Genomic DNA, 13,014 nt, shown 5'->3' with positions numbered 1-13,014 from the left:
GGGCTGTAGCTGGGTAGGTAGAACACCTCAATCTGGTTTGTTCGCTCGGCCAGCCAAGCCTTGACGGGCTTGCTGTGATGAACCCGCAGGTTGTCCAGAATCAGAAACACCTTCTTGCCCGCGTCCTTGATCAGCGCCCGCAGGAACTCGATGAGCTTGTCACTGTTGAAGGCCTCGTCAATGATCATCCAGCGCGCCTTGCCCCGGTTGGTCACGGTGGCAACGTTCTCACGTTATGGTTTCGTAAGCTAATGATTTCTTTGAAGAAATCTGGATTTCAGTCTAGTCTCGATTTGAACGTCGAGGGGCAGACTTATGGCTTTTTGCGCAGCTGCGTGAAGGGCCGGTATGCACCAAGGCAAGCTTGTGTTTTCTCAGCTCATGGCCTACCTGCCCATGAGTACCTTTCGCAGGTGCGTGGCCAGGCATCGTGGTGACTACAGGGTCAAGGACTTCTCGTGCCTGGACCAATTCTTTGCCATGGCGTTTGCGCAACTGACCTACAGGGAGTCCTTGCGCGATATCGAAGTCAATCTGCGGGCACAAGCCAATCGGCTGTACCACATGGGCTTTCGCTGCTCTACGATTTCGCGCAACACGCTGGCCAATGCGAATGCCACACGCCCCTGGCAAATCTATGCCGACTTTGCTCAACATCTGATCGCCATAGCCAGGCCGTTGTATGCCAAGGAGCCGCTGGGAATCGATCTGGATCGCGGCCATCTACGCATTCGACGCCAGCACCATCGATTTGTGTCTGTCGTTGCATCCATGGGCACCATTTCGTTCCACCAAGGCCGCTATCAAACTGCACACGCTGCTGGACCTGCATGGCTCCATCCCCAGCTTTCTTCATATCACCGACGGCAAGACCCACGAGGTCAATGTGCTGGACGACTTGGTACTCGAAGCAGGTGGGGTGATGAGACCGTACTGGTCAACACCGATGTGCGTGGCAGGAGCTACGCACCGGAGGGTCAAACGCCCGTGGCTTACACCGTGGGCAGCACCCGCCAGAAGTTATCCATGATTGTCACCGTGACCAACCGGGGTAATCACCATCATCGTCTCGGTGTCCACGCCGGCCTGCGCGTTGAAGCTTTGCTCGAAGCCACCGCCCGAGACGGGCATGATGCGCGACTCTTCATCCGTGAGGTTGACCTGGTCGCCGTCCTTGGGGGTAGTCTGCGGCGGCTCGGGGTCCTTGCCGCGGGGCTTCTTGCACGCGTCGCGCCGGGCCTTTCGTTTTGCCTGCTTGGCCTCGAACTCCTGCTGCTCGGCCTTGAAACGCTCGGCCGCGCGCTGCTCGATCTGGGCCTTGGCTTGTGCGATGGCGCTCAGGCGATCCTCGCGCCGGACAATCTCGGCGGGAACGTCCATGCCGTCGGGTTTGGCCGCGCGGTCGCTCGTCTCGGCCAGGGCCAGCAGGGTTTGCACCTCCTGGCGCAACTGCGCTTCGATCTTGTTGGCGTGCGCCCACGACAGCGCGCGGTGTTTGCTCGCGTTGGCGCCGATCTTGGTGCCGTCCAGCGCGATGTGGCCAAGCCGCAGCAGCTTCATCTCGCGCGCCAGCACCAGCACCTGCACGAACAGAGCCTCCACCTCCTTGAGGAAGCGGCGGCGGAATGTGGCCAGCGTGTCATGGTCGGGATGCGTGTTGGCCGCCACGTAGCGAAACGCTACCGAGTCGTAAGTTGCGCGCTCGATCTTGCGGCTGGAGTGCACTCCATTGGCATAACCGTAGATCAGCAGCCCCAGCAAAACAGCCGGGTGATGCGCGGCACAGCCGCGGCCCGCGTACTGCTTGACGAGGTCGTTCAGATCGAGCCGCTCGATCACTTCGACAACAAAGCGCGCCAGGTGATCATTTGGCAGCCACTCGTCTACCGAGGGCGGTAACAGGTAGGCCGTATCTCGGTCGACGGGAACAAAGCGGCTCATCGCGAAGTAGTCCTGTATGCACTGCCACAATTGTCTCGGATCGCGCTACTCTTGAGGAGCCAGGAAAGTCCGACAGACTCCTAGAGGGGACGCCAGCAAGGGTGGGCGTCCGCCGTACCCCACTGAGGTCATGGTGTGCTGGTCTTGAAGCACCTCTACAACCTCAGCGATGCACAAGCCGAGTACCAGCTCCTGGACCGCATGAGCTACCAGCGCCTTTGCCTGCTCACGGATACAAGTTCAGCATCAGCGTGGACGTGTGGCACAAGTTCATCCGCAAAATCTCCACTGGCATCTCCAGCGAGCATGACAGCATGCACCTTGATGAAGTGCTCGACGAGCACAACAAGCGCATTGCAAAAACCAAGGCCCGAGTGGAACACCCCTTTGCCCAGATGCGCCCAATGGGTGGCAAGCTCATTCGCACCATTGGCCAAGCTCGGAATTAATTTTTGAGAAAGTGATTGCAGGGACTTGCGTTTCAATTTTTATCCACTATCATTCGATGCATATCAGGGTGCCTGATATCATTGAACCAAGGAGGATGAGAATGAAGAAGTATGAAAGTCGCTGGAGTTGCGTGAAAGTCGATCTTGAGGAAGGCATCGCTTGGGTTACGCTGAACCGCCCCGAAAAACGCAATGCGATGAGCCCGACGCTCAATCGCGAAATGATCGATGTACTCCAGACCCTGGAACTCGACGAGGAAGCCGCTGTCCTGGTGCTGACCGGCGCCGGCGACTCCTGGACCGCCGGCATGGACCTCAAGGAATACTTCCGCGAAACCGACGGCAAGTCGGAAATCTTCCAGGAGCGTTCGCGCCGCGATGCCTGCGAATGGCAGTGGAAGCTTTTACGCATGTACAACAAGCCGACTATCGCGATGGTCAACGGCTGGTGCTTTGGCGGCGGTTTCTCGCCGCTGGTCGCCTGCGACTTGGCGATCGCCGCCGACGAAGCGACCTTCGGCCTGTCTGAGATCAACTGGGGTATCCCGCCTGGCAACTTGGTGAGCAAGGCGATGGCCGATACCGTCGGGCATCGCGAGTCGCTCTACTACATCATGACCGGCGAGCCGTTCGGTGGCCAGAAGGCCGCCCAGATGGGCTTGGTCAACAAGAGCGTGCCGCGCGCCCAACTGCGTGACGAGGTTAAGGAACTGGCAAACAAGCTGCTGGCCAAGAATCCGGTCGTGCTGCGCTACGCCAAGAATGGCTTCAAGCGTTGCCGTGAGCTGGATTGGGATCAGTGCGAGGACTACCTGTACGCCAAGCTTGACCAGTGCATCGGCCGCGATCCGGAGCAGGGGCGCAAAGAAGGCATGAAGCAATTTCTCGACGACAAGACCCTGAAGCCGGGCCTGCAAACCTATCGGCGCAAGTAAACCAAAACGCTGCGAAGAAACCGGCGGCCCGCCGCGGGCTCCGGGACTTGATCAAGGAGGAGACCATGAATAAAATTGAATTGCTGATCGGCGGCGTTAGCCGTCCCGCCACCAATGGCGCCACTTTCGAGCGCAAGAGTCCGCTCAGCGGCGAGGTGGTGACGTTGGCCGCCGCGGCTACGCCCGAAGATGCCGACGCTGCCGTCGCTGCCGCCGCCGCCGCCTTCCCGGTCTGGTCGGCACTGGCGCCGAGCGAGCGTCGCAAGCTGTTGTTGAAGGCGGCCGACGTGATGGACCAGCGTGCCCCGGAATTTGTGGCTACCGGGGTTGCCGAGGCGGCATCGACGCCGGCCTGGTACGGCTTTAACGCGATGCTGGCGGCCAACATGCTGCGCGACGCGGCCGGCCTGGTGACCCAGGTTGGCGGCGAGGTGATCCCCTCCGATGTCGACGGCAACCTGGCGCTGGCGATTCGCCAGCCGGCCGGCGTGGTGCTCGGCATCGCGCCGTGGAACGCGCCGGTGATTCTCGGCACCCGCGCCATCGCGGTGCCGCTGGCCTGCGGCAACACCGTCGTGCTCAAGGCCTCGGAACTGACCCCGGGCCTGCACCGGCTGATCGGCGAGGTGTTCCAGGAGGCCGGCTTCCCGGCCGGCGTCGTCAACGTCTTGAGCAACGCCCCGGCCGACGCGCCGGCATTGGTCGAGCGGCTGATCGCCAATCCGGCGGTCAAGCGCGTCAACTTCACCGGCTCGACCCACGTCGGCCGCATCATCGGCCGGCTCGCGGCGCAATACCTGAAACCGGCGGTGCTCGAACTTGGCGGCAAGAATCCGATGCTGGTGCTCGACGACGCCGACCTCGACGAGGCGGTCACCGCCGCCGCCTTCGGCTCGTATTTCAACCAGGGCCAGATCTGCATGTCGACCGACCGCATCATCGTGTCCCGCTCGGTGGCCGACGCCTTCCTCGCCAAGCTCGCGGCCAAGGTGGCCGGCATGAAGGCTGGCAAGCCGGGCAGCGAAGGTTGCATCCTCGGCGCCATGGTCAGTCCCGAGGCGGCGGCGCGCGTTGAACGCCTGGTCGCCGACGCGCTTGCCAAGGGCGCGACGCTGGTCACCGGCCCGGTGTGCGCTGACGGCGTGGTGCTGCAGCCGGTCCTGGTCGACGGCCTGACGGCGACGATGGATCTCTATCGGGAAGAAGCCTTCGGCCCGGTGGTTTCGGTGCTGCGCGTCGATAGCGATGAGGAGGCGATCGGCCTCGCCAACGATAGCGAGTACGGCCTGGCGGCGTCGGTATTCAGCAAGGACATCGGGCGCGCCTTGGCGCTGGCCAAGCGCATCGAGTCGGGAATTTGCCATATCAACTCGTCGACCGTACATGACGAGGCGCCCATGCCATTTGGTGGCGTCAAGGCTTCCGGCTACGGCCGCTTCGGCGGCAAGGCGGGGGTGGCGGAATTCACCGACCTGCGCTGGATCACCATCCAGACGACGCACCGTCATTACCCGGTGTGAGGGGCCGGCAGTTAATCAAATTTTCAGATTTTTTGGCGTGGGCCCGGCCCTCGCCTACAGTTGGGGAGGGACGAATGGATACCTACGGCGCACCCATGCGCGATATACGCTTCATCCTCGATGAACTGGTCGGCATCGACCGCATCGCCGCCTTGCCGGGCTGCGAGGCGGCCGAACCGGAGCTGGTGTACAGCATCCTTGAGGAAGCCGACAAATTTGCCGCCGGGGTGCTGGCGCCGCTGAACAAGCTCGGCGACGTCCAGGGCTGCCGGCTCGACGGCGACCGGGTGGTCGTTCCCGACGGCTGGCAGGAAGCCTGGGATCAATTCGTCGCCGCCGGCTGGCTCGGCCTCTCGCTGCCGTCCGAGTACGGCGGGCAGGGGCTGCCGAAAGCCCTCTGGGCGCCGGTCTGGGAAATGTGGTTCTCGGCCAACTTGGCCTTCTCCATGTTGCCGCAACTAACCCTCGGCCAGACCGAGGCGCTCGAAGCTGCCGCCAATGAATCCCTGAAGGCCCTGTACCTGCCGCGCATCGTCAGCGGCGAGTGGGCCTGCACTATGAGCTTGACCGAGCCGCAGGCCGGTTCCGACCTGGCGGCGGTGCGCATGCGCGCCGAGGCTGCCGGCGACGGCAGCTATCGCCTGTTCGGTCAGAAGATTTTCATTTCCTACGGCGACCATGAACTCGCCGACAACATCGTCCACCTGGTGCTGGCCCGCCTGCCCGATGCGCCGGCCGGGATCAAGGGTATTTCTCTGTTCCTGGTGCCCAAGTTCCTAGTCAATTCGGACGCCAGTCTCGGGGCCAAGAACGATGTACGCGCCGTCTCCCTCGAGCACAAGCTGGGCATCCACGGAAGTCCGACCTGCACAATGGCCTACGGCGACCACGGCGAGGCAGTCGGCTACTTGGTCGGCGAGCTCAATCGTGGCATCGAATATATGTTCGTGATGATGAACGAGGCCCGCTTCGGCGTCAGCCTGCACGGCGTTGCCCTCGCCGAGCGCGCCTACCAGCTGGCGCTGCGCTATGCCCACGAGCGCAGCCAGGGTAATGTGGCGGGCAAGGCCGGTCGGCCGATCGCCGGCCATCCTGACGTCAAGCGCCAGCTGCTGGCGATGCGCACCCGCATCTTTGCGATGCGGGCCCTGGTCTATCCTACCGCTGCTTGGTTCGACCATGCGCGCCACAATCCGGCGGCCGAAGTGGCTGACCGCTGTCGGCGCTATATCGATCTGCTGATGCCGGTGCTGAAGGCCTGGAACACCGAGACAGGCAATCTGGTCTGCGACGACGCAATCCAGGTTTTTGGCGGCATGGGCTTCGTCGAGGAAACCGGGGTCAGCCAGCACTATCGCGATTCGCGTGTGACCCGCATCTACGAGGGCACCACCGGCATCCAGGCGAACGACCTGGTCAGCCGCAAGATCCTGCGCGAGAACGGCGCCACCCTGCGCGAACTGCTGGCCGACATCCGCGCCGAAGTCGCGGCCCTGGCCGAAGTTGCGGAACTGGTCGCACATGCCGAAGCGCTGTCGCTCAATGTCGGCGATCTTGAACGGGCAGCCGAATTTCTGCTGGCGAACGGTAAGAGCGACCCCGGTACCGTCCAGGCAGCGGCCGTGCCTTTCCTACACCTGACCGGCCTGGTCTGCGCCGGTTGGCGCATGGCCCAGGCGGCCCGGGCGGCGCAAGCCGCGCTGGCCCGGAAGGCGGACAACGCCGACTACCTGCGCGGCGTGCTGGCGCTGGCAGGCTTCTGGTTCGCCACCTATGCGCCGCAAGTGCGCGGCCACGCCGAAACGGTGGCCGCCTCGGCCTGCGTCGGCCTGGCGCCGGACGCCGCCCTATGGGCCTGAATTCCACCGGCGTCCCGCGCTAACCAAGGTGTCTTGAACACCGCGCAGGATCGCCAGACCAATAACTAGAGGAGACAAGATGAACAATGCAGCTTTCAAACCGATCGTCGAAACCGATTACCGGCCGGTCAGCATCGGCCATCCGCCGGCGGACATCCGCCGCGACGCCGACGGCGTCTGGCATATCCGGCCGCTCGAAGCGCTCGGCGACTACCCGCTGCGCCTGACCGACCGCCTGGTCGAGGGCGCGCGCCAGTTCCCCGAGCGCACGCTGATGGCGGCGCGCGGCGCGGACGGTGAATGGGTCCGCATCGGCTACGCCGACATGCTGGCCCGCGTGCGCCGCATCGGCCAGTGGCTGCTCGACTGCGGCCTGTCGGTCGAGCGGCCGCTGCTGGTCCTTTCCGGCAACGACCTCGAACACAGCCAGCTGATGTTCGCCGCGATGTACGCCGGCATCCCCTATTCGTCGGTGTCGCCAGCCTATTCGCTGGTCGCCACCGACTACGGCAAGCTGCGCCACATCGTCGACACGGTGACGCCGGGCATGGTCTACGCGGCGGCGGGCGAGCCGTTCGCCAAGGCCATCGCCGGCGCCGTCGACGCCGATGTTGAAATCGTGCTAGGCAAGGGCGCGCTGCCGGGCCGCCCGACCACGTCCTTCGCCGACCTACTGGCGGTGGAGCCGTTAACGGTCGATGTCGCCAACGCCGCAGTCGGGCCCGACACCATCGCCAAGTTCCTGTTCACGTCCGGCTCGACCAAGCTGCCCAAGGCCGTGGTCACGACCCAGCGCATGCTGTGCGCCAACCAGCAGATGCTGTTGCAGACCTTCCCCTGCTTCGCCGAGGAGCCGCCGGTGCTAGTCGACTGGCTGCCGTGGAACCACACCTTCGGCGGCAGCCACAACGTCGGCATCGCCCTGTACAACGGCGGCAGCTTCTACATCGACGACGGCCAGCCGACCGCCAAGCGTTTCGAGGAAACCCTGCGTAACCTGCACGACGTCTCGCCGACCGTCTACTTCAACGTGCCCAAGGCCTGGGAAGACCTGACCGTCGTGCTCGAGCACGACAGCCAGTTACGCGAAAAATTCTTCGCCCGCCTGAAGCTGTTCTTCTTCGCCGGCGCCGGCTTGTCGCAGGCGGCCTGGGACCGCCTCGACCGCGTCACCGAGGAGCATTGCGGCCACCAGATCCGGATGATGGTCGGCCTCGGCATGACCGAGACCTCGCCGTCCTGCCTGTTCTCGACCGGCGGCGTGATCGGCGCCGGCTACGTCGGCCTGCCGGCGCCGGGCTGCGAGGTCAAGCTGGTGCCCACCGACGGCAAGCTCGAGGCGCGCATGCGCGGCCCGCACGTGATGCCCGGCTACTGGCGCAACCCGGAGCAAAGCCGCGAGGTGTTCGACGCCGAGGGCTACTACTGCACCGGCGACGCGCTGCGCTTCGTCGACGATGCGCAACCGGAGCTCGGCATGGTCTTCGACGGCCGCATCGCCGAGGATTTCAAGCTGTCGTCGGGCACCTTCGTCAATGTCGGGCCGCTGCGCGCCAAGGTCATCACGACCGGGGCGCCGTATGTCCAGGACGTCGTCGTGGCCGGCATGAACCGGGACGACGTCGGCCTGCTGATCTTCGGCCGCGTCGCCGAGTGCCGGCAACTGGCTGCACTGGGCGAAGAGGCCGACCTGTTCGAGGTGATGACTCATCCGGCCGTACGCGCCCACTTCAAGGAGCTGCTGGTGCGCGTCAACAGCACGGCGACCGGATCGGCCAATCGCATTGCCTGGGTCCGTCTACTGGAAACCCTGCCGTCGATCGATCACAGCGAAGTGACCGACAAGGGCTCGATCAACCAGCGCGCCGTGCTGACGCGGCGCGCCGATCTGATCGACGCCTTGTACAACGGCCAGGACGACTTCGCGATCAAGGCCTGAGCTGATGCCGAAGGTGTGCGCAATCTATTTTGAAGGACAAGTGACATGAACTGCGATGAGTTGATCGCCATCGATTTCCACACCCATGCCGAGGTATCCTGCTGCCAGGGGAACGACCATTTTGGCGATGAATTCGACCGCGCGGCCGACAAGTATTTCGGCTCGGACCGCCGGCCGACCATCGCCGAGACCGTCGCCTACTACCGGGAGCGCAAGATCGGCCTGGTGATGTTCACCGTCGATGCGGAAGCCCAGATCGGGCACCGCCGCATTCCCAACGAGGAGATCGCCGAGGCGGCGCGCGACAACAGCGACATGATGATCGCCTTCGCCAGCATCGACCCCCACAAGGGCGTGATGGGCGCGCGCGAGGCGCGCCGCTTGATCGAGCAGCACGGCGTGCGCGGCTTCAAGTTCCACCCGACCGTGCAGGGCTTCCTGCCCTACGACCGCTTCGCCTGGCCGCTCTACGAAGTGATCGCCGAATACGGCCTGTCGGCGATCTTCCACACCGGCCATTCCGGCATCGGCAGCGGCATGCGCGCCGGCGGCGGTCTGCGGGTGGCCAATTCCAATCCGATGCTGCTGGAGGACGTCGCCATCGACTTCCCCGACATGCAGATCGTCATGGCGCACCCAAGCTGGCCCTGGCAGGACGAAGCCCTGTCGCTGTGCCTGCACAAGCCGAACGTCTGGATCGACCTGTCGGGTTGGTCGCCGCGCTACTTCCCGCCACAACTGGTGCAGTACGCCAACACGCTACTGCGCGAACGCATCTTGTTCGGCTCGGATTTTCCCTTGATCACCCCGGACCGCTGGCTGGCCGATTTCGAGATGGCGGGCTTCAAGCCGGAAGTCGCGCCGCTGATCTTGAAGTGCAATGCGATGCGCCTGCTGGGCCTTCGCGGCGCGGCGGACGCGAGTGACAAACCAAACACTAAAGGACAGCCATGAAGATTCTGGTCCCCGTCAAACGGGTCATCGACTACAACGTTAAGGTCCGCGTCAAGGCGGACGGCAGCGGCGTCGAGCTGGCCAACGTCAAGATGAGCATGAACCCCTTCGACGAAATCGCCGTCGAGGAAGCGGTGCGCTTGAAGGAAGCCGGCATCGCGACCGAAGTGATCGCCGTTTCCTGCGGCGTGGCCGCCTGCCAGGAGACCTTGCGCAGCGCGCTGGCGGTCGGCGCCGATCGCGCCATCCTGGTCGAGAGTGGCGTCGAACTGCAGCCGCTGGCCGTCGCCAAGCTCTTGAAGGCGCTGTGTGAAAGGGAAGCGCCGCAGTTGGTGATTTGCGGCAAGCAAGCCATCGACGACGACGCCAACCAGACCGGCCAGATGCTCGCCGCGCTGGCCGGCTGGCCGCAGGCGACCTTCGCCTCCAAAGTCGAGATCGCCGACGGCCGGGCGACGGTCACCCGGGAAATCGACGGCGGCCTAGAAACACTGGCCGTTGCGCTGCCGGCCGTGGTGAGCGCCGACCTGCGCCTGAACGAACCGCGCTACACGACCCTGCCCAACATCATGAAGGCCAAGAAGAAGCCGCTGGACACCTTGACGCCGGCCGATCTCGGCGTCGACGTGACGCCGAGGCTGACGACGATCCAGGTCGTCGAACCGGCCAAGCGCTCGGCAGGGGTCAAGGTCGCCGATGTCGCCGAACTGGTGAACAAGCTCAAGAACGAAGCCAGGTGCTCTAAGCACCCTCTCTAAAAGGAATCCTCATGACCATTCTTGTCATCGCGGAACATGACCACCAGAGCCTCAAGGCCGCAACGCTGAATACCGTCGCCGCAGCTCGGGAAATCGGTGGCGACATCCACATTCTGGTAGCCGGTGCCGACTGCGCCGCTGCCGCCCAGCAAGCCGCGACGCTGCAGGGCGTCGCCAAGGTCAAGTTCGCCGACGCCGGCCACTACGCCACCCAGACCGCCGAGAACCTAACGGCCCTGGTCCTCGCCAACGCCGCCGGCTACAGCCACGTTCTCGCCCCGGCGACGGCATTCGGCAAGAACCTGCTGCCGCGCGTCGCCGCCTTACTCGACGTTGCCCAGATTTCCGAGATCACCGGTGTCGAGTCGGCAGATACCTTCGTCCGCCCGATCTACGCCGGCAACGCGCTGGCGACGGTCAAGAGCGCCGATGCCGTCAACGTCATCACCGTCCGCACCACCGCCTTCGATGCGGTCGACACTGGAAATAACGCCGAAATCGAAGCCATCGCCGCAGCGGCCGATACCGCCCAATGCTCGCTGACTCATCGCGAACTGATCAAGTCGGAACGCCCGGAACTCGGTGCCGCCAAGATCATCGTTTCCGGCGGCCGTGGCTTGGGTAGCGGTGAGAACTACCACGCCCTGCTCGAACCGCTCGCCGACAAGCTCGGCGCGGCGCTGGGCGCGTCGCGCGCCGCGGTCGATGCCGGTTTCGTGCCCAACGACTACCAGGTCGGCCAGACCGGTAAGGTCGTCGCGCCGCAGCTCTATATCGCAGTTGGTATTTCCGGCGCGATCCAGCACCTGGCGGGGATGAAGGACTCGAAGGTGATCGTCGCGATCAATAAGGACCCGGACGCGCCGATCTTCCAGATCGCCGACTACGGCCTCGTCGGCGATCTTTTTGAGATCGTACCGCAACTGCGCGCGGCCCTCGCATGAAGAAGCGGCGCAAATCCATGCAATTCGATGTCGTAGTCATCGGCGGCGGACCGGCGGGTTTGGCGTCAGCGATCCGGCTCAAGCAACTGTTTGCGCAAGAGGGTATCTGGATCACCCCGCAGGGCGGTGAAGGGCCGACCTGTCCGAACATGTGATCCAGGATGCGCCGGCTTTTGATCCAAGTGCCCCACTGCTTTATCGATTGAGATTCAGGCAGTTTTCACAAGTCACACCACAGCTAAAAACAGGAGACATACCATCATGCATCAGAACCAGATAGTCGATATCCAGAAATTTATCGACAACAACAAATTTTCGGGTTTCCAGTGGGTAATCTTCATCTTCAGCTTCCTAATCATCTTGCTCGATGGTTTCGATACGGCATCAATCGGTTACATCGCGCCGTCGTTGCTCAAGGAGTGGGGAATCGCTAAGCCGCAGTTGGCGCCCGTGCTCAGTGCAGCGCTTGCTGGCCTGGCTTTCGGATCAGTTGTGATCGGTCCCTTGGCCGATCGGCTGGGACGAAAATTCCTGCTATGCGGCGCGGTTGCGCTCTTCGGTGCGGCCAGCCTGCTCGCATCCACGGCGGCCAGCCTGAATGATTTGGTGGCTTGGCGCTTCATCACCGGACTCGGGCTCGGGTCGGCGATGCCTTTGGCAGTGACCTTGGCCAGTGAGTTTGCACCGACCCGCCGGCGGGCGCTTTTGACCAGCACGATGTTTACCGGGTTTCCGTTGGGCGCGGCCCTTGGTGGCTTCTTGTCGGCCTGGATGATTCCGCAGTGGGGCTGGCGTAGCGTTTTTGAGCTCGGCGGCATCCTGCCGATCTGTCTGGCCCTGGTCATGCTGCTCGTGTTGCCTGAGTCGGTCCGCTACCTGGTTGCCCGAGGCGCTGCGGCCGAGCGTGTCCGCTCCATCCTGTCGCGAATTTCGGCCACGCTCGGCGACGCAAATCAGTTCGTCCTTGGTGAAACGATGTTCGCCAAGGTCGCGGCTGATCAGGGCAAGTCCGGCGTCGCGCTGATTCTGTCGCGTTCGTACGTGATGGGGTCTGTCATGCTCTGGGTGACCTACGGCATGGGTATCGTCATCTTCTATGCACTGATCAACTGGATGCCGATCCTACTCAAGGATGCCGGCTTCGAGTCGAAAACGACGATGTTGGTGACCTCGCTCTTTCCGCTAGGCGGCGTCGGGGCGATCGCCTTCGGCTTCTTGATGGACAAGTTCAACGCGAACCGGGTGATCATGGTCGGCTATCTGCTTACTGCCGTATTTATCTATGGAATCGGTCAGGCAGTCGGCAATCTCGGCTGGCTCGTCGTGATGGTTTTCCTCGGCGGCGCCGTGATGAATACTACGCAGACCTGCATGCCCGCTTTGTCCGCCGCTTTCTATCCGACGGCGGGGCGTGCTACTGGGGTTTCCTGGATGATGGCGATTGGGCGCATCGGCGCGGTCGCCGCGCCGTTTCTGGTCGCCGAGCTGCAACGCCGCCAATTCAGTTTTGACCAGATATTTGCCGTGCTGGCCATTCCGGCGGTTATCGCCGCCATAGCAGTCTACGTCAAGAACGCATTGCATGCGGAAAGCAAACCGCTGGCACTCAAGCCGGCCGATGTCTGACCTGCACCGCACTTAGGATTTATCCGTAAATAATATTAACTGGCAGCTCGATCTTGCGCAGGGCGATGATGGCTGCAGCGAGGTGGTTG

At 63.3% G+C, this 13,014-nt stretch carries 8 protein-coding genes and 6 pseudogenes; 12 read left to right on the top strand and 2 right to left on the bottom strand.

The annotated features are described in order from the left end of the window. Positions 1 to 224 (bottom strand): annotated as a pseudogene (locus AC07ZH_RS20210) (transposase); the annotation flags it as partial. A 124-nt stretch (positions 225 to 348) separates the two neighbouring features. Between AC07ZH_RS20210 and AC07ZH_RS20205 the strand changes: the two are divergent. Continuing rightward, positions 349 to 916: pseudogene (locus AC07ZH_RS20205) on the top strand (DUF4372 domain-containing protein); the annotation flags it as partial. Beyond that, a pseudogene (locus AC07ZH_RS20200) lies at positions 802 to 1,053 on the top strand (IS630 family transposase); the annotation flags it as partial. The pseudogenes AC07ZH_RS20205 and AC07ZH_RS20200, both read left to right, overlap by 115 nt. Here the strand turns inward: AC07ZH_RS20200 and AC07ZH_RS20195 are convergent. Then, positions 1,051 to 1,941 (bottom strand): annotated as a pseudogene (locus AC07ZH_RS20195) (transposase); the annotation flags it as partial. The pseudogenes AC07ZH_RS20200 and AC07ZH_RS20195 overlap by 3 nt on opposite strands. A 70-nt stretch (positions 1,942 to 2,011) precedes the next feature. Between AC07ZH_RS20195 and AC07ZH_RS20190 the strand changes: the two are divergent. From AC07ZH_RS20190 to AC07ZH_RS20145, 10 genes and pseudogenes are all read left to right on the top strand, one after another. After that, positions 2,012 to 2,384: pseudogene (locus tag AC07ZH_RS20190) on the top strand (transposase); the annotation flags it as partial. A 107-nt stretch (positions 2,385 to 2,491) separates the two neighbouring features. Further along, positions 2,492 to 3,325, top strand: a complete 834-nt coding sequence (locus AC07ZH_RS20185; protein WP_495201081.1) for a p-hydroxycinnamoyl CoA hydratase/lyase — start codon at positions 2,492 to 2,494, stop codon at positions 3,323 to 3,325. 65 nt (positions 3,326 to 3,390) lie between these two features. Further along, the gene (locus AC07ZH_RS20180; RefSeq protein ID WP_495201080.1) at positions 3,391 to 4,845 is read left to right on the top strand and encodes an aldehyde dehydrogenase; all 1,455 of its coding nucleotides are present in this window, start codon (positions 3,391 to 3,393) and stop codon (positions 4,843 to 4,845) included. 74 nt (positions 4,846 to 4,919) lie between these two features. Beyond that, complete coding sequence (locus AC07ZH_RS20175; protein WP_495201079.1) at positions 4,920 to 6,704, top strand: acyl-CoA dehydrogenase; 1,785 nt, start codon at positions 4,920 to 4,922, stop codon at positions 6,702 to 6,704. Between the two features lie 79 nt (positions 6,705 to 6,783). Next, positions 6,784 to 8,643: a feruloyl-CoA synthase gene (locus tag AC07ZH_RS20170; RefSeq protein WP_495201078.1), complete on the top strand. Its 1,860-nt coding sequence runs from the start codon at positions 6,784 to 6,786 to the stop codon at positions 8,641 to 8,643. Between the two features lie 45 nt (positions 8,644 to 8,688). Then, positions 8,689 to 9,597, top strand: coding sequence for an amidohydrolase family protein (locus tag AC07ZH_RS20165; protein WP_495201077.1), 909 nt, complete (start codon positions 8,689 to 8,691; stop codon positions 9,595 to 9,597). Continuing rightward, complete coding sequence (locus AC07ZH_RS20160; protein ID WP_495201076.1) at positions 9,594 to 10,355, top strand: electron transfer flavoprotein subunit beta/FixA family protein; 762 nt, start codon at positions 9,594 to 9,596, stop codon at positions 10,353 to 10,355. Before AC07ZH_RS20165 ends, AC07ZH_RS20160 begins: the two co-directional genes overlap by 4 nt. An 11-nt stretch (positions 10,356 to 10,366) precedes the next feature. Further along, on the top strand, positions 10,367 to 11,299 hold the full coding sequence (locus AC07ZH_RS20155; RefSeq protein WP_495201075.1) for an electron transfer flavoprotein subunit alpha/FixB family protein: 933 nt from the start codon (positions 10,367 to 10,369) through the stop codon (positions 11,297 to 11,299). After that, a pseudogene (locus AC07ZH_RS20150) lies at positions 11,296 to 11,406 on the top strand (FAD-binding protein); the annotation flags it as partial. The gene AC07ZH_RS20155 and the pseudogene AC07ZH_RS20150, both read left to right, overlap by 4 nt. Before the next feature lie 154 nt (positions 11,407 to 11,560). Next, positions 11,561 to 12,925 carry an MFS transporter gene (locus tag AC07ZH_RS20145; RefSeq protein ID WP_495201074.1) on the top strand — a complete coding sequence of 455 codons (1,365 nt, stop codon included), beginning with the start codon at positions 11,561 to 11,563 and terminating at the stop codon, positions 12,923 to 12,925. Positions 12,926 to 13,014: the final 89 nt, after the last annotated feature.

This window comes from Simplicispira sp. GW247-4R2A (assembly GCF_059424465.1).
This window is presented reverse-complemented; position numbering and strand designations above follow the sequence as displayed.

Coding starts and splice junctions, on each gene's coding strand:
- AC07ZH_RS20170 (WP_495201078.1), top strand. CDS start 6,784: ATGAACAATGCAGCTTTCAAACCGATCGTCGAAACCGATTACCGGCCG.
- AC07ZH_RS20165 (WP_495201077.1), top strand. CDS start 8,689: ATGAACTGCGATGAGTTGATCGCCATCGATTTCCACACCCATGCCGAG.
- AC07ZH_RS20185 (WP_495201081.1), top strand. CDS start 2,492: ATGAAGAAGTATGAAAGTCGCTGGAGTTGCGTGAAAGTCGATCTTGAG.
- AC07ZH_RS20145 (WP_495201074.1), top strand. CDS start 11,561: ATGCATCAGAACCAGATAGTCGATATCCAGAAATTTATCGACAACAAC.
- AC07ZH_RS20180 (WP_495201080.1), top strand. CDS start 3,391: ATGAATAAAATTGAATTGCTGATCGGCGGCGTTAGCCGTCCCGCCACC.
- AC07ZH_RS20175 (WP_495201079.1), top strand. CDS start 4,920: ATGGATACCTACGGCGCACCCATGCGCGATATACGCTTCATCCTCGAT.
- AC07ZH_RS20155 (WP_495201075.1), top strand. CDS start 10,367: ATGACCATTCTTGTCATCGCGGAACATGACCACCAGAGCCTCAAGGCC.
- AC07ZH_RS20160 (WP_495201076.1), top strand. CDS start 9,594: ATGAAGATTCTGGTCCCCGTCAAACGGGTCATCGACTACAACGTTAAG.